The sequence below is a fragment of the Desemzia sp. FAM 23990 genome (assembly GCF_045528485.1).
Taxonomy (GTDB): domain Bacteria; phylum Bacillota; class Bacilli; order Lactobacillales; family Carnobacteriaceae; genus Desemzia.
This window is the reverse complement of record NZ_JBGQQW010000011.1, coordinates 1-16276: the sequence shown is the minus strand read 5'-3', so window position 1 is coordinate 16276 and position 16276 is coordinate 1. Positions and strand designations below refer to the sequence as shown.

The 16276-nt window shown below is 37.4% G+C and carries 15 protein-coding genes and 2 other annotated features; of the genes, 1 reads left to right on the top strand and 14 read right to left on the bottom strand.

Translation table 11 applies throughout. From position 1 onward, the window contains the following. Positions 1-13 precede the first annotated feature (13 nt). The 14 genes from ACEN4I_RS05950 to thrS all read right to left on the bottom strand — a co-directional run bounded on the left by ACEN4I_RS05950 (position 14) and on the right by thrS (position 15269). Complete coding sequence (locus ACEN4I_RS05950; RefSeq protein WP_407095759.1) at positions 14-754, bottom strand: MBL fold metallo-hydrolase; 741 nt, start codon at positions 752-754, stop codon at positions 14-16. Positions 755-909: 155 nt separating this feature from the next. Beyond that, entirely contained in the window at positions 910-2373 is a 1464-nt protein-coding gene (gene hemG / locus ACEN4I_RS05945; RefSeq protein WP_407102506.1) for a protoporphyrinogen oxidase, read from the bottom strand. 112 nt (positions 2374-2485) lie between these two features. Further along, positions 2486-3568 (bottom strand): M42 family metallopeptidase, encoded by a 1083-nt coding sequence (locus tag ACEN4I_RS05940; RefSeq protein WP_407102507.1) that lies wholly within the window; start codon positions 3566-3568, stop codon positions 2486-2488. Between the two features lie 189 nt (positions 3569-3757). Then, a complete protein-coding gene (locus ACEN4I_RS05935) occupies positions 3758-4039 on the bottom strand; it encodes a YkvA family protein (RefSeq protein ID WP_407102508.1) in 282 nt (93 codons plus the stop codon). 142 nt (positions 4040-4181) lie between these two features. Further along, the gene (locus ACEN4I_RS05930; RefSeq protein WP_407102509.1) at positions 4182-5858 is read right to left on the bottom strand and encodes a peptide ABC transporter substrate-binding protein; all 1677 of its coding nucleotides are present in this window, start codon (positions 5856-5858) and stop codon (positions 4182-4184) included. 280 nt (positions 5859-6138) lie between these two features. Next, positions 6139-6498 carry a 50S ribosomal protein L20 gene (gene rplT / locus ACEN4I_RS05925; RefSeq protein WP_407102510.1) on the bottom strand — a complete coding sequence of 120 codons (360 nt, stop codon included), beginning with the start codon at positions 6496-6498 and terminating at the stop codon, positions 6139-6141. A 104-nt stretch (positions 6499-6602) separates the two neighbouring features. After that, positions 6603-6803, bottom strand: coding sequence for a 50S ribosomal protein L35 (gene rpmI, locus ACEN4I_RS05920; RefSeq protein ID WP_407095753.1), 201 nt, complete (start codon positions 6801-6803; stop codon positions 6603-6605). Between the two features lie 23 nt (positions 6804-6826). Continuing rightward, positions 6827-7351 carry a translation initiation factor IF-3 gene (gene infC / locus ACEN4I_RS05915; protein WP_407095752.1) on the bottom strand — a complete coding sequence of 175 codons (525 nt, stop codon included), beginning with the start codon at positions 7349-7351 and terminating at the stop codon, positions 6827-6829. A 28-nt stretch (positions 7352-7379) separates the two neighbouring features. Continuing rightward, positions 7380-7521 (bottom strand) — a sequence feature (ribosomal protein L20 leader region). Positions 7522-7547: 26 nt separating this feature from the next. Continuing rightward, positions 7548-8573, bottom strand: a complete 1026-nt coding sequence (locus tag ACEN4I_RS05910; RefSeq protein WP_407102511.1) for a uroporphyrinogen decarboxylase family protein — start codon at positions 8571-8573, stop codon at positions 7548-7550. A gap of 19 nt (positions 8574-8592) precedes the next feature. Beyond that, positions 8593-9294, bottom strand: a complete 702-nt coding sequence (locus ACEN4I_RS05905) for an amino acid ABC transporter permease (protein WP_407102512.1) — start codon at positions 9292-9294, stop codon at positions 8593-8595. A 12-nt stretch (positions 9295-9306) separates the two neighbouring features. After that, positions 9307-9987 (bottom strand): amino acid ABC transporter permease, encoded by a 681-nt coding sequence (locus ACEN4I_RS05900; RefSeq protein ID WP_407095749.1) that lies wholly within the window; start codon positions 9985-9987, stop codon positions 9307-9309. Between the two features lie 120 nt (positions 9988-10107). Next, the gene (locus ACEN4I_RS05895; protein ID WP_407102513.1) at positions 10108-10938 is read right to left on the bottom strand and encodes a transporter substrate-binding domain-containing protein; all 831 of its coding nucleotides are present in this window, start codon (positions 10936-10938) and stop codon (positions 10108-10110) included. Positions 10939-10970: 32 nt separating this feature from the next. Then, positions 10971-11723: an amino acid ABC transporter ATP-binding protein gene (locus ACEN4I_RS05890; RefSeq protein WP_407095747.1), complete on the bottom strand. Its 753-nt coding sequence runs from the start codon at positions 11721-11723 to the stop codon at positions 10971-10973. 1596 nt (positions 11724-13319) lie between these two features. After that, on the bottom strand, positions 13320-15269 hold the full coding sequence (gene thrS, locus ACEN4I_RS05885; protein WP_407102514.1) for a threonine--tRNA ligase: 1950 nt from the start codon (positions 15267-15269) through the stop codon (positions 13320-13322). An 85-nt stretch (positions 15270-15354) separates the two neighbouring features. Further along, positions 15355-15572 (bottom strand) — a binding site (T-box leader). Between the two features lie 156 nt (positions 15573-15728). Between thrS and ACEN4I_RS05880 the strand changes: the two genes are divergently transcribed. Next, on the top strand, positions 15729-16276 hold a 548-nt coding region (locus ACEN4I_RS05880), incomplete at its 3' end, for a helix-turn-helix domain-containing protein (RefSeq protein ID WP_407127654.1).

Sequence of the window (16276 nt, the reverse complement as noted above, 5' to 3'; positions counted from 1 at the left end):
ACGAATCATTCGTTTAAATGGTCAGCACTAAATCCTTCTCAGCTAAAATGACTGAATGAGATTCGAACTCTTCCATTGCTTGGGTTTTCAATAGCTCTAAATCTCCATTTTGAGGCAAATGAGTTAAGATCAATTTTTTAACTTGTGCCTGTTTGGCTATTCTCCCTGCTTCAACAGCTGTCATATGCACTCGATGATTTTCCATCCCTCTGAAGAAATTTGTGTCGCATAAAACGACATCGGCTTCAGTTGAAAACGGAATAAAGCTTTCTAAATAGCCTGAATCTGCTGTAAAAACCAATACTTTTCCAGTTTTCACTTCAGTGATCCTAAAAGCAAAACAAGGAACAGGATGCAGTGTTTTCATCGTCTCTACTTCAAATGGTCCCACAGAAAAAGTTTCTCCCTCTTGATAAGGAATTCCTTTAGAGACTCGATCCATTGTTAATCTCTTAAAGTTTTCTTCATCCTCCGTATGTCCATAAATAGGAACAATTGGAGCTCGATTTTCTCCAGTGCCACGTAACTGGCGAGTAAATTGAAAGACTCCTAGATCAGCAATATGATCATAATGATAATGCGAAATCAATACAGCATCGATGTCCATCGGATCTACATGATTTTCTAAAGCAATCAATGATGCACTCCCTGCATCTAACCATAGATGAAAATCCTCAGACTCTACTAAATAAGAAGACGTTCCCTCATTCTTTGAAGGGTATCCTCCCCAATATCCTAATACAGTTAATTTCATACGCAACCTCCTAGTAAAATTATTTTTCAAACAATATAAGCACGAAACATTCATAGAAGTCTTTTATCTCACAATTACTACTTTACAGGATTCAACACTATTTTTAAATAATAAAACACTCAAATACCTCTATTTGAGTGTTTTACAGATACTTTTTATTCTACATTTGTACGTGAGATACAATTTCGTTCTTTTATTGCTTCGACCAATTCGACTCCGATTTCATTTCCTTGTCTAATACATTGGCTAAGACCGTAACCTTCTAACCCATTCCCACCTATTAAGACCCCGGGATACTTTTCCTTTAAAAGAGGTCCAACGATTTCTTTCATATTTTTTTCCAAATCAACAGAGAATTGAGGAATAGCATCCGGCCATCGTTTGATGATACGGTAATTCGGCTTTTGGGTTATTCCAAGCATCATTTCTAAATCGTTTAAGATTTTTTCTTCAATTTCTTTATTGCTGAGTGAAACAATCATGTCTTCACCTTTACGTCCAAAATTGACTGCCAGCAAAACTTCTTTTGAAGAATACAAGGTAGGCCATTTTTTCTTGAGAAATACAATAGAGGAAACAAATGAATCATTCCTTCTAGGAGTGAGTATCCCAAATCCAGCAGGATAATTCTTTATTGCTTCTGGGTCAAAACTAAATACTATGTGTCCTACTGAAGCTGCTTTTATTTGAGAAAAATATTTTTTAAGTTCTTTATCTTTAAACAGCTTGCTGTATTCTGTCGTTGGAGTTGCCACACATATTGCACCAACCCTAACTTCTTCTTTAAGATTTATATTGAGAATATAAGTATTTTCTACTCCCGATTTGATTTCAACTACTTTTTTGCTGTATTGAATATGCGGCTTTAAAATTTCCTCTAATTTATTCGTCAAAACAGAAAGCCCTTGTGCAAAGGTCGCATAGTTTCCAGATTGATCTTGCAACTCCGGATGATCCAACAAGGCTTTTTCAATACTGCCATACTCTTGTTCCAAATCAAAAAGAACTTCATTCGTTGCTCTAACACCCATATCGTCTATATCATTTGCATAAACCTTTGAAAAGAAAGGCTCTAACATTAGTTCGACAATTTCATCGCCTAGTCTTCTTTTCAGGAAACTGCTTACTCCTATATCTTCTTCCAGCTCTTCAGGCTGCATGAAACGATCTTTAAAAGTAGCCATTTTACCGTTAAAAGAAAGCATTTTATTCTTCCAAATATCTTTTTTATTTATCGGTATACCTTTATAAGTAGGGTAAGGATTTTGATGCAACTCGTTATAATAAAACAAATCTTGTTTATCGCCTTCGTTAAAAATAAGCTGGTCTTCTAATCCCAGTTCTTTAACCAGTTCCATTGCTTCTGGATATCGAGTATCAATAGATTCAGCTCCTAAATCTAAGTACTGATTCTCCACTTTCATACTGTAGATCTTACCACCTACTCGAAGAGCACTTTCCAAAATAATCAACTCAAACGGTAAATTTTCAGCTTCAATTTTTTGTTTTATTCGATAAGCAGCTGTAAGACCGGTTATACCTCCGCCAATAACTGCAATCCTTTTTTTTGCTCGCTCCATAATATCTTCACCTGCCGACAACTTGAATTCTTTAACCAATTGATCCTCCTAAGTTTTTCTTAACCAGTACTTCATCAGATGTAGTAAGAAATAAAAGAGTCTTAGCTAAACGATTCTATATTTTTCTTATAGAATTATCTGTGATGACTTTTTAGTCAAACTTAATTTTATTCACTGTATCCCAATCTAATCGTTTAATCACTTCGGTTACTAGTTTGACGGTATTTAAATAATCTTCTTCATGAATGACAGAAGTGTGCGAATGCAAATAGCGTACGGCAACAGTTATCGCCAATGCTGGTATGCCATTACGAGATACGTGCTGGCTGCCTGCATCTGTTCCTCCTCCTGTAATCACAGTCAGTTGATAAGGTATTTCCATTTCTTCTGCTATCCCTATGACAAAATCCCGCAATCCTTTATGTGCAACCATTGATGCATCATACAAAATAATTTGCGGACCTTCACCAAGTTTTGAATCAGCTTCTTTTGGCGTCATCCCCGGGGTATCTCCTGCTGTACCTGTATCCAGTGCAAAGGCGATATCTGGATTCACTAAATGAGTAGCTGTTTTTGCTCCACGCAGCCCCACTTCTTCTTGAACATTTCCGACTCCATAGGCTATATTCGGATGCTCAGATTCTTTTAAATTTTCCAATACCTTTAATGTAACAGCTGTGCCGATCCGGTTGTCCCATGCTTTAGCCAAAATAAATTTCGAATCGTTCAATCTTCTGAATTCAGTATAAGGGGTAATCATATCACCAGGTTTAACTCCCCAAGAAAGAACTTCTTCTTTACTTGAAGCCCCTATATCGATAAACATATCTTGAATATCATAAGCCTTCTCGCGAATTTCTTTGGTTAATACATGTGGTGGTTTACAGCCTGTTACTCCATGGATTACTTTATTTGAAGAAGTAGTGATTTCAACTTGTTGAGCTAACATGACATTTGCCCACCAACCACCTAGTGGCGTAAATTTAATAAAACCAGCTTCTGTTATGGAGGTTACCATAAAGCCAACTTCATCCAAATGGCTCGCAAATAGAACTTTAGGACCATTCTGGTCTCCAATCTTTTTGGCAACGATACTGCCCAACCCATCATATGTAATGTTATCTGCTAGAGGATCGGCATATTTATTAAAAACCTTACGAACTTGTCCTTCGTTTCCAGGAACTCCCTTAGCATCCGTCAGTTCTTTTAAAAAATTGAATTCATCTTTCTCCAAATCTACGACCTCCGTCCATTTTTTAAATAGTCCATCTTATTATATCATGGATTTTTTCCTTTTGGTTAAATACTATTCATTTATGTAGTTTTATTTCCATTCTGTTATCATTCTTTTACAGCACAAAAAAATAATCCAAAAAAGGTCTCTCTTGTTACAGAGAACCACCTTTTTGGATCCATAGTTGTTTTATACTTTTTCGGCTTCTTTCATAGTACTGAAGTTCCCTTTTTCTGCACCATCATTAAGAATACGCTCTACCACTAAAAATAAAATCGGTAAGAGGATGTCGTCTGCATAACCTGCTAGAGGAACAAAGTCAGGTATCAAGTCAATTGGGCTGATAATATAGAGTATGATCCCTATAACTGCCAATTTCTTTTTGCCTTTTACATTAGAATTAAACATCGCCAGACATAGTGACTTGATTTTACCAATCGGTGTTTTTATAGATTTCTTTCTTACTTTCATGATAACATTGTCCTTTGCTCATAGAATTTATAGTAGGCAACAAGAGTGATCGTTGTCTTCTCTACTACATTTTCTAGTATAAAGCTTTTCAACCGATAAACAATCAGACTAAAGGATGAATTTAGCAGACTCGATCATGTGCTCATTCGCCATTGATATCAGCCCATTTATAAGTATATTCTGCGCCGACAGGATGCGAGATGATCCCTTTTACTTTTTCTTTTTGTAAGACAGCTTTATATTCTTGATAAACAGGAGCAATAACCGCTTCTTTCATTAATGCTTCTTCTGCCTGCAGTAATAAATCCCAGCGTTCATTTTCATCTGTCTCGCCGTTTTCTGCCTTTTCGATCAACGAATCATAGTATTCGCTTGAAAACCCAGTTTTATTATTTCCATTGCCAGTTGTAAATAATCCTAAAAAATTGATTGGGTCAGCATAGTCAGCTCCCCATCCTGCTAATTGAATATCGTAGTTTTGTTCTTCATCTGCAACTAAACGGGCATAAAAAGGTTTATTTGAAATCGTGATTTCCAACCCAGGTAAGGCATTCATTAAATTGTTTTGCAAGTAAGCCAATGATTCACGTCCAATTTGCGTATCATCTCCAATAATTTCCAACGAAACACTGTCTACACCTAGTTCTTCTAAACCTGCTTTAAAGTGAGCCGCTGCTTCTTGCATATTATAGGAAAGCAAATGTCCGCTTTCTTTTCTAAAATCTGTCCCGTCTTCAGGATTAAACGCAAATCCTTCTGGTACTAGACCATCAGCCTCGATCGAACCATTTTGCAGCACTTCATCCACAAATCCAGTCTTATCAATGGCTTTAGCGATTGCCTGACGGATATTCTCGTTTGTAAGAGGAGTAGGTTCACCATTCTTTTCTTGATTAAACTTCAAGTAATACACAGATGATGTTGGGATATAGGCTAGCTCAGAATGATTTTTTTCCAACTCAATAAATTCGCCAGTCAACATGATTTGATCTACTAAATCGTTGTTGTATAAATTTATAGCCGTATACGTTTCTTTTATCACATCCACATTAATCGTATTCAAAGGAACAGCATTTTTGTCCCAATATTGTTCGTTCTTTTGATAGATCCAACTTAATCCTGTACCATCCCATTCAGTTAGTGTAAACGGACCATTATACAGTAAGGTTTCACTAGAAGTTGCATAATCATATCCCATCTCCGTAACGAATTGCTCGTTTTGAGGAAAAAAGACAGGAAGTGTCAGCAAGTTACTAAAATAAGTGATCGGTTTTACCAATTGAACTTCCAATGTTTTATCATCTAGAGCTGTTACACCTAGTTCTTCGGGATTTAACTCACCTGCTAAGATCTCACTTGCATTCTGGACGATATCTTCAATCAAATGAGTTCCCAATGCGTTTGTTTCAGGATCGACCAATCGTCGCCATGAAAAAACAAAGTCTTTCGCGGTAACTGGATCGCCATTAGACCAAAGCGCATTTTCTCTTATTGTGAATGTATAAGTCAGTCCATCCTCACTAACTATTGGCTCTTCAGACGCCATACCTAAAACAATTTTGCCTTCTTCAGCTTGACGATACAATCCTTCAAACACATTGTTCATCACATTCCCGCTGACCATATCTCTTTGCAACACCGAATCCATAGTCGGTATCTCAGAAGTCTCTGTCAAATTTAAAACATTCTGACTACTTTGTCTTTCTGTATATTCTTCTGTCAAATAAGGGTTTCCAGCTTCGTTCTGGCAAGCTCCTAAGAAAAATAGTGTCGTTAATAATGCTCCAGCTAATTTTATGGTGTGCTTTTTATGTTTCATTTCTTAATCTCCCTGATTTTTAAAGCCATTTTAGTGTTTCTTCTTATTTGATATTAGCATCAAATTTTTATGCTTACAATGATTTATTGACTAGAACAACCTTTTCATGAAAGAATTCTCTTTTATCAAGTCAAAATTCTTATACAAATTTAGATCTAATAAAAAATAAGCACTACAATATTTGGCGTTGATAAGTAGAAAATACATTTCTTCACCAATGCTAGAAAATGAAGAACAAAAAAAGCACCCTCAATTAAGAAGATGCTTTAAGTATCTATAATTATTTGTTCAATGCTGTTTTAGCTTGTTCAGTCAAAGCAGTGAATGCTGCTGCATCGTGAATAGCGATATCTGATAACATTTTACGGTTGATATCAATACCAGCAACTTTAAGTCCGTGCATCAATGTGCTGTAGCTCATGTTGTTCATACGAGCAGCTGCGTTGATACGAGCGATCCATAATTTACGGAAGTCACGTTTCTTTTGACGACGGTCTCTGTAAGCATATTGGTAAGATTTCATTACTTGTTGGTTAGCTACTTTGAACAAAGTATTTTTTGAACCATAGTAACCTTTTGCTAATTTTAAAACTTTTTTACGGCGTTGGCGCGTAACTGATCCACCTTTTACACGTGGCATAATAATTTCCTCCTCTAAGCAAATTCCTTTAGAAATTGCTTAACAAAATTGTAAGTTAGTTGTTTTTCTTTCGACTGAAAAACATAGTCTCTTTAAAAAAAGAATTATTTCATTTGTGAAACCATTTGACGAATACGTTTGAAATCGCCTTTTGAAACCATTGCTGATTTACGTAATTTACGTTTTTGTTTCTTAGTTTTGTGAGCAAACATATGGCTCGTTTTTGCGTGATGACGTTTTAAACCGCCATTACCTGTTCTTTTGAACCGTTTTGCAGAACCACGGTGTGTTTTTTGTTTTGGCATGTGTATATCCTCCTAAAATCTTCTTACTTTTCTGTAGTTTTTGGTGCCACCATCATAAACATGCTGCGGCCTTCCATTTTAGCTGCTGTCTCAAGAACAGCGATATCAGCTACTTCTTTATAGAAACGGTCAAGAACTTCTTTACCGATTTCTTTATGTGTAATAGCACGTCCTTTGAAACGGATAGAAGCTTTTACTTTATCCCCTTTTTCTAAGAACTTGCGTGCGTTACGAAGTTTCGTGTTAAAGTCACCAATATCGATTGTTGGACTCAAACGAACTTCTTTTACACTGATTGTTTTTTGATTCTTACGAGCTTCGCGTTCTCTTTTTTGTTGTTCGTATTGGTATTTACCATGATCCATGATACGAGCAACAGGTGGTTTCGCGTTTGGAGACACTAAAACTAAATCTAGGTTTGCGTCTTCGGCAATCTTTAATGCTTCACTTTTTGACTTCACACCAATTTGTTCACCATCACTACCGATAACTCGCAATTCGCGTGCACGAATGCCGTCATTTACCATACTATCTTTTGCTATGGTCATTCACCTCCGTAAAATTTGAGAGAAAGATCAGCAGAAAAATAGACGAGTTCATCATGAACCCGCCTATAAATAAATACGTACTTACGCCGTGCGTAAGACATCTTCGTTTATATCCAGCCCAGAGACTTTACGTCAGCTAAGGCGAGAAGCGGGTGCTCCTGCTTTGTTTTCTCAACTTCTATATCTTACCATTTTCTCAGTTTCTTGTCAACAAGTTATTATTCTTTTTTGAAAGCACCTGTTCCGCTTCATGTTTGACTTTTTGCATGAAACGGATGGTATCTTCCTCAAATGGATGACGAATACCGCAACCCGGCGACAAGATTAAGTTTTTGCCTTCCGACTCTAGAATACTGCAGTAAATCTGATGACGCGATTCGTTGCGATTATTGTGAGTGATGTCCATTCGCGCAATACCGCCTAACACGCATTTTTGCGTAAAGTCGATACCTTCTTGTACAGCAGGAAGAGTTTCCCAAGCATGCAAGTTAAAGACTTCTACTGGGTAATCTTTCAATACATCAAACATAATATTCTCTCCATGAGCATGAAGGGCGTTGAACCAACCGTCTTTAGCTCCTTCCAGAACCTTTAAATCATAAGGAACACCATATTGCTTATATACCGCTTCAGACAATTTGTCATAAGAGCTCATTTGACTGGCTAAATAAATGCCTGCTGCCCCCATTTCAACAGCTCTTTCTGCTAACTTTGCAGTCGCTGCCGTAATTTTTTCTAGCGCTTGATGGATCAAACCATCTTGGTCTTGTTTTAAATAGTCGCTGATTTTACCTTGCGCTAATTTGTCAGCGGTTGTCAATGGACTGAAAATAGTCATGACAACTGGAGCTTCACCATTCATTTTTTCTACTAATTTTTCCAAATGATCTAGTTCACGTTTTAAAACTCCTTCGTCAATAGACAATTCAGGTATTTTACTCCAATCGCTGTAGCAACGAACAGGAGTTTCAATCACTTCCGCCACTCCACCTTCAGCTACCTCAGAAAAATCAATAGTCGTACCATAATCTTCTACGGCATACATGCCATTGTTCATTGTTTTGATAAAATCTAAGTTGTACTCTTTATATAGTTGATAAGTGGCTTCGGCAATTTTCTCCGGGTCTCGATCAATTTTTGGCATATGTGTCCAAAACGAAAAAGGTACTTCAGGAAGCTGCTCCCCTTTAATTGCTTGTTGAATTTTTTCTACTTTATGCACTACTGCTGCCCCTTTCTGCTTAACGCGCTCTTCCTACCTGTAACCGTTTCTCGATACGGTTGAAAACAACTAATAACACGCCGCATATGAGCCAATACACGAGAGCGGCTGCAACATATGATTCCAAATAACGTGAACTTAATGCAGCTGCGTAACGCGATTGCGCCATAATGTCTACAGCTACTACAGTAAAAGCCAATGATAGAGCTTTAATGATTTTTAAAAAAGCATTTAAGAACATCGGCAATGCTACTGCCAAAGCTTGTGGCACGATAACTCTTTTTAAATTTTGCTGCCGTGTAAAACCTATCGACATTCCGGCTTCAATTTGCATGGGGTCAATAGACTGGAATGCCCCACGGATGTTCTCGGATTCAATAGCAGCCTCTAAAAAGACGTACGTAAACAACACTATAATCAGACTGGGGAATTCGTGTGGTTCCATCTGAATCCCTGCATAGCCTAATAAAGTACTTATCCCATCCGGCAAACTGGCGTTGATCACAAATAAATGCACAATCAACGGTACTCCACGCGTATAGGAAATAAATACATTGATGATTTGAGTCAACACCGGCACACGTTTCATCTTCACGAAAGCCAATATCCCACCAAATACAATTCCTAAGACCAATATGATGAACGCGATGAACATTGTACGAGGGACTACTCGAAAGACAATGAAGATGGTTTCAATCATAGTTTGGACATCAAAATTCATAAAAGTCCCTCCTTAACGCACAAATTTTCTAGTTTTCTTTTCTAATAGACGCATGACTTGCTCCAAAACAACCGATAAAGCCCAATAAATCAGTGCTACTGCTACGTACACTTCCAGTTGGTAAACACCCAGCGTATTGGCGATGATAATGTCTGCTTGCCCCATAATATCCACCAATCCGATGAGAAACAATAAAGACGTATCCTTTAGTAAATCAATCAATGCGTTCCCCAAACTTGGTAATGCAATCGGCAGTACCTGCGGAAAAATAATCCGTGTCAGTTTTTGCCAATTGGTCATTCCGACACTGATAGCTGCTTCATGTTGAGCTTTGGGTATAGCCAAATAACTTGGGCGCAAAATTTCAGAAACAAATGCGCCATTATAAAGAACTAATGCAACAATAGAAAAAGTGACTCTGCTGATAACATTGATGTTGATTCCAATGCTCGCAAATAAAACTGGCAAACCATAATACACAATAAAAATGTGAATCAACCCAGGTGTACTTCTCATAAATGATGTATACATATTCAGCAATTGACTGATAACAGGCATCTTTTTAATCCGCAATGCTGTCACAACTACTGCCAATAAAAAGCCTAAAACAGCTGTCACGCTAACAATGTAAATAGTTAATGGTAATGTTTCGATTAATGACGGGAAAATATTCGTGATGAATTCCAGATCCATCGTATCCCTCCTCGTTAGGAAAAATTCTATGGTGATTTCAGCGTACAAACTATAATACCTCCTTTGTTGACTAACAAATGGAGGCATTATAGGATGCATTTACTTAATAAAGGTCTTATCTTATTCTGTAATTTCGTATTGGAACATATCTTCTCCGTACCATTTTTCAGATAGAGCAGCTAATTCTCCATTTTCACGAAGTTCGCTGATTGCTTTATCCAACTCTGTTTTTAACTCTGCTTGATCTTGAGCCATCATCAAGTAAGTTGGATTGACTTGAACGGGTTCTTCTACATGCGATACATTTAAATTCAATTCTGTAATGATCTCTTCTGCTCCAAGATTAGACGGCATAACTACAGCGTCAGAAACTCCATCATTCAACGCTTGGAATCTTTGTGCAAAGTTGCCACTTTCACCTAATTGGATGTCAATTTGAGCCTCTGGATGAGCTTCGTTGTAGTCTGTCAGCAAATTAAAAATCCCACCATTAGGAGTGACCGGATGAACGGTTTTTCCTACTAAGTCATCCAGTGTTTGGATTGAATCATCATCGGCTCTTGTATAGATTCGAATAATACTGACTCCCGTATACTCGTCAGGGAAAAGATACATTTCTTCTCTCTCTGGATTTTTAAATAATCCTCCACCAATAAATGCATATTTCCCTGTATCCACACCAACTTGTGCTGCTTCCGCGTCTACACTTTCGATGTTAAATTCATAAGAATCAATAGCTTCATCAAGCATATTGATCAATTCTACTTCATAACCGTCTAATTCTCCACTTTCATTTGTAAAACTCAAAGGATTAGAAGCATTTTCAACCGCTACCGTAACTGTTGTCGCACTTCCATCAGCTGGTGATTCATTACCAGTATCTTCGTTTCCGCATGCTGCTAAGACTAATGCGGTAGACATAATCGCTAAACCTGTTAATTTTTTAAACATCTTGTCCACTCCTTTTTTAATGAATGATTCTGTTACACCTGTTCAGAAAAGGGGTTTTCCAATTCTTGAACAAATTGTTTAGTTCTCTCTTCTGTCGGATGGCTGAAAATTTTCTCTGGTGGTCCTTCTTCTACAACATAGCCGTTTTCCATAAAGACAACATGATTGGACACATACTTGGCAAAGTCCATTTCATGAGTAGCAATTACCATAGTCATACCTGTCTTGGCTACTTTCTGCAACACTTTTAAAACCTCTAGAGATCTTTCAGGGTCTAATGAGGAAGTTGGTTCGTCCAGCAGCATAACTTTTGGATGCAATGCCATGGCTCGAGCAATTCCGATCCGCTGCTGCTGTCCTCCAGAAAGTTCGACTGGATATTGATCTACTTTATCGAGTAAGCCTACACGTTCAATTTCCTGACGTGCAATTTTTTTAGCTTCTTCTTTCGACTTCTTCTGAACCACTACGAGCCCTTCCATCACATTTTCCAATATCGTTTTGTTGCGAAACAAGTTGTAATTTTGGAAAACCATGGCCGTTTGTCTTCTCATTTGAATGATATCTTTTTCCGACACTTGCTCATTATCAATGGTCAACTCATCAATTGTAATAGACCCTTTATCTGCTTTTTCTAAAAAATTGATGGTTCGCAATAGTGTGGTTTTCCCCGTTCCGCTTGGTCCGATTAAAGCGACTACTTCACCTGATTTAATCTCAAGGTCGATGCCTTTTAACACTTTGTTTCCATCAAATGATTTCTCAATGCCTCTCAGATTGATCATGCATTTCCTCCTAAAATCCCAGTTTTATGGGTGCCTATTTCTACTGTTGATCCAAAAAAGACCTAAACTAAGTGATAAAAAAAAACGCCAAGCACTCTTCGTTGTGCAAGGACGATTTATTTACGCTGTTCCACCTTGGTTTTCAGTTAGTTTTTTTCCAACCGAATGAGTATTGTCTCCAATACCCCAGCACAATAACGGATGCTATGACCGTGCCGATCTAAGGTTTTCCCCTCTCAATCAACCAGTTCAAAGGTGCACTTCAATATAAAAGGGGTTATCTGCTCTCAGCATCTCAGATTTTCTGTACACGTCTTTTATATTTACTTTCCTTCTCGTCACTTTATTTATTCAATTTCCGAACCATCATTTGTCTACACAATTTTTGATCAGCACTACCTATTTAAAATAGTTTAGCAAGTTTCATAATGCAAAAGCAATACTAAACTCCTTCTAAAAAGTAAGTTAATTATTTCACTTACTTTTCTTATAGCTGCTTCTTAACTATCTTATAGTTGAAAAATGAGCTCTTCATCTTCTAGCATTGGTAAAGAAATTTCCTCCGACCTATGAGGTTCCTTATGGAAAGCCATGGGAGGTAGCGACCTCAAAAAGTTAGAGTAAAAATCTAGTTTTTTGGTGGGCATTTTTTTTACGGCAAAGTATAGTGAAGTGAAGATAGGATTTGAACATCAAGAGTAAACTTGCCTTGATGAAGAATGAGGTTTGAACATCAAGGGTAAAACTGCCTTGATGAAGAATGCGGTTTGAACATCAAGCGTAAGCTGAGCTTGATGAAGAATGAGGTTTAAACATCAAGGGTAAATTCGCCTTGATGAAGAATGAGGTTTGAACATCAAGGGTAAAACTGCCTTGATGAAGAATGAGGTTTAAACATCAAGGGTAAATTCGCCTTGATGAAGAATGAGGTTTAAACATCAAGAGTAAAACTGTCTTGATGAAGAATGCGGTTTGAACATCAAGGGTAAGCTGAGTTTGATGAAGAATGAGGTTTAAACATCAAGGGTAAATTCGCCTTGATGAAGAATGCGGTTTGAACATCAAGAGTAAACTCGCCTTGATGAAGAATGAGGTTTGAACATCAAGGGTAAAACTGTCTTGATGAAGAATGAGGTTTAAACATCAAGGGTAAATTCGCCTTGATGAAGAATGAGGTTTGAACATCAAGGGTAAAACTGTCTTGATGAAGAATGAGGTTTAAACATCAAGGGTAAATTCGCCTTGATGAAGAATTAGGTTTGAACATCAAGAGTAAATTCGCCTTGATGAAGAATAAGGTATGAACATCAAGAGTAAAACTCGCCTTGATGAAGAAATGGGTTTGAACATCAAGGGTAAAACTGTCTTGATGAAGAATGAGGTTTAAACATCAAGGGTAAATTCGCCTTGATAAAGAATAACCTAAGCAGTCCCATATCCCTCCAGGAATTTCTAAGAATGAGTTTCTAAAAGATTCTATTTAAAAAGACAGTAGTTTTTACTTACCAACGTCAAATGTTGTAGAATCGAAAAATGGAAAAAGAAGTTCTTGAAAAAACTCCAAGAACTTCTTTTTCCATTTTCTATCTATATAACTTATTTTGTCTGTTTCCCAAATGTTTTGATTTCATCATTTACCATTTGTAAGAAAGCTTCCAGACTTTGAACATGAGTTTCTTTATTTCCGTATCTGCGAATAGTTACAGATTCGTCTTTTACTTCATTATCTCCTACAACGATTTGGTAAGGGATTTTTTGTGTTTGTGACGCACGGATCTTGTAACCCATTTTTTCGTTGCGATCATCCAACTCTACTCTCATGCCTAATTGTTGCATACGTTCTTTGATTTCAGAAGCATATCCTGTATGCAAGTCTAAGTTTACAGGAATAATTGTTGCTTGTACTGGCGCTAACCATGTCGGAAAAGCTCCTTTGTATTCTTCAATCAAGTAAGCAACAAAACGTTCCATTGTAGATACGATTCCACGGTGGATAACAACTGGACGGTGGTTATTTTCGCCATCTTCCCCAACATAAGTTAAGTCAAAACGTTCTGGAAGCAAGAAGTCTAATTGGATCGTTGAAAGAGTTTCTTCGATTCCGATAGCTGTTTTTACTAAAACATCTAATTTAGGACCGTAAAATGCTGCTTCTCCTTCTGCTTCGAAGTAATCCAGTTCCATATCATCCATAGCGGCTTTAAGCATTGTTTGAGCTCTGTTCCACATCTCATCATCATCAAAATATTTATCTGTATTATTAGGATCACGGTAACTTAACCGGAAACGGAAATCAGTGATCTCAAAGTCATCATATACAGCCAACATCAATTCTAAAGTGCGTTTGAATTCGTCTTGGATTTGATCAGGACGTACAAATGTATGTCCATCATTCAATGTCATTTCACGTACACGTTGCAATCCTGATAAAGCTCCACTCTTTTCATAGCGGTGCATTTGACCAAGTTCAGCAATACGGATCGGTAACTCACGGTAACTATGAATATCATTTTTGTATACCATCATGTGGTGTGGACAGTTCATTGGACGCAAGACAAGCATTTCTCCATCACCCATGTCCATTGGCGGGAACATGTCTTCATGGTAGTGATCCCAGTGCCCTGAAGTTTTGTACAAATTCACATCAGCCATAATAGGTGTGTAAACGTGTTGATAGCCTAAGCTGATCTCACGGTCAGTGATGTAGCGTTCAATCGTACGACGGATGGTCGCACCTTTTGGCAACCAGAAAGGAAGTCCTGATCCAACTTCTGGGGAAATCATAAACAAGTCTAATTCTTTCCCTAATTTACGGTGGTCACGTTGTTTCGCTTCTTCGCGCATTTGTAAAAATTCTTTCAAATCTTTTTTATCAATGAATGCTGTTCCGTAAATCCGTTGCATCATTTTATTATCAGAGTTTCCTCTCCAATAGGCTCCCGCAAGTGACAATAATTTAAAGACTTGAATACGACCAGTTGAAGGAACATGAACTCCGCGACACAAGTCAACAAAATCGCCTTGGTCATAAACTGTAATCACATCATCTTCAGGAAGTGCTGTAATCAATTCTACTTTATAAGGATCATCTCTAAACAAGTCCAAAGCTTCTTCGCGTGAAACTTGTTTGCGCACGATTGGGTTGTTTTCTTTCACGATTTTCATCATTTCAGCTTCGATTTTTGGCAAATCTTCTTCTGTGATGGCTTGTTCCGTATCTGTATCATAATAAAAACCTGTAGAAATAGCTGGACCCACACCAAATTTAATATCTGGGTATAAGCGACGCAATGCGTTTGCCATCAAATGAGCTGTTGAGTGACGCAAAATTTGTAATGCATCTTCGTGATCTGGTGTCACGATCTCAATATTTCCATTTACTTCCAAAGGACGTTTGTAGTCTACTAACTCCCCATTGAATTTCCCAGCTAAGCCTTTTTTAGAAAGACTCTTGCTGATACTTGCCGCGATTTCTTCTGTTGTTACACCTGATTCAAACTCTTTTACTGCTCCATCAGGGAATGTTACTTTAATACTGTCTGACATGATAATTCCTCCAATAAATAAATTTAAGTACATTAAAAATATCAAAAAAAACAAAAAGCCCCATTTATGATCGAAAAAGGATCATAAATGGGACGTCAAATTACGTGGTTCCACCCAAGTTCAGCACACAACTAATCTGTGCTCTCTGGGCTATATAACGTTAGCTAAACGGCATGATGCTACTATAAGTTCACATCTGCTCTCGAAAGTGGTCAATACAAGTCCATTTTAGGAAATTCTCAGCAATCTTTCCCTCTCTTTAAAACGTGCCGCTTCTATTGGTGTCTTTCTCAAAGATTTTTATATCATAACTATTAAAACACGTTTATCGTTTTGGTGCAAGTTTTTTCAACATTTTATTCTTCATATATCGTTCGAACGTGATAATGTCCTAAGTAGGTCGAAACATAAAATGTCCCAAAATGATAAAATAAAATCATGAAAAGGATACTACTAACGATGAATGAAGATAAGAAATATAAAGTAATAAAAGCTGTGGCAGAAAAAAGAAAGGAAAAAAAGAGAGCTTGTGTTGAACTTGGGCTCTCGATGAGGCAAGTCAACAGATTAATTCAAGACTATCAAGAAGGAGGAAAAGCTATTTTTTCACACGGTAATAGAGGAAAAATAGCTAAGCACGCCGTGCCAAAGGAAACAAAAAAACAAGTGATTGAGCTCTATCAAAGTTTTAAGATAAAGCCTAATGTGAAGCATTTTACTGAAATTTTAAAGGAGGTTCATGACATCTGTTACACCGATACGACCATTCGTCATATTTTATATCAAGCTGATATTCTATCCCCTAAAACTCAAAGAAAAACACGTAAGAAAATAAAGGCTCGAATCAAATCTAAATCAATGAAAGGTAAAAAAGAGTCTGATAACCCACTGGTTCCAAGAGCCGAAGATCAAATGGAGTTACCCGAAAAAAGTCACCCTAGCCGTCCTAGAAAGAAATATCAGGGGGAGCTTATTCAAATGGATGCCAGCTCCTATAACTGGTTTGG

Bases quoted from the DNA above. Each gene is read 5' to 3' on its own strand.
- ACEN4I_RS05950 (WP_407095759.1), bottom strand. From the start codon at position 754: ATGAAATTAACTGTATTAGGATATTGGGGAGGATACCCTTCAAAGAAT.
- ACEN4I_RS05935 (WP_407102508.1), bottom strand. From the start codon at position 4,039: ATGAAAGTAAGAAAGAAATCTATAAAAACACCGATTGGTAAAATCAAG.
- ACEN4I_RS05930 (WP_407102509.1), bottom strand. From the start codon at position 5,858: ATGAAACATAAAAAGCACACCATAAAATTAGCTGGAGCATTATTAACG.
- rplT (WP_407102510.1), bottom strand. From the start codon at position 6,498: ATGCCACGTGTAAAAGGTGGATCAGTTACGCGCCAACGCCGTAAAAAA.
- rpmI (WP_407095753.1), bottom strand. From the start codon at position 6,803: ATGCCAAAACAAAAAACACACCGTGGTTCTGCAAAACGGTTCAAAAGA.
- infC (WP_407095752.1), bottom strand. From the start codon at position 7,351: ATGACCATAGCAAAAGATAGTATGGTAAATGACGGCATTCGTGCACGC.
- ACEN4I_RS05905 (WP_407102512.1), bottom strand. From the start codon at position 9,294: ATGAATTTTGATGTCCAAACTATGATTGAAACCATCTTCATTGTCTTT.
- ACEN4I_RS05900 (WP_407095749.1), bottom strand. From the start codon at position 9,987: ATGGATCTGGAATTCATCACGAATATTTTCCCGTCATTAATCGAAACA.
- ACEN4I_RS05895 (WP_407102513.1), bottom strand. From the start codon at position 10,938: ATGTTTAAAAAATTAACAGGTTTAGCGATTATGTCTACCGCATTAGTC.
- ACEN4I_RS05890 (WP_407095747.1), bottom strand. From the start codon at position 11,723: ATGATCAATCTGAGAGGCATTGAGAAATCATTTGATGGAAACAAAGTG.
- thrS (WP_407102514.1), bottom strand. From the start codon at position 15,269: ATGTCAGACAGTATTAAAGTAACATTCCCTGATGGAGCAGTAAAAGAG.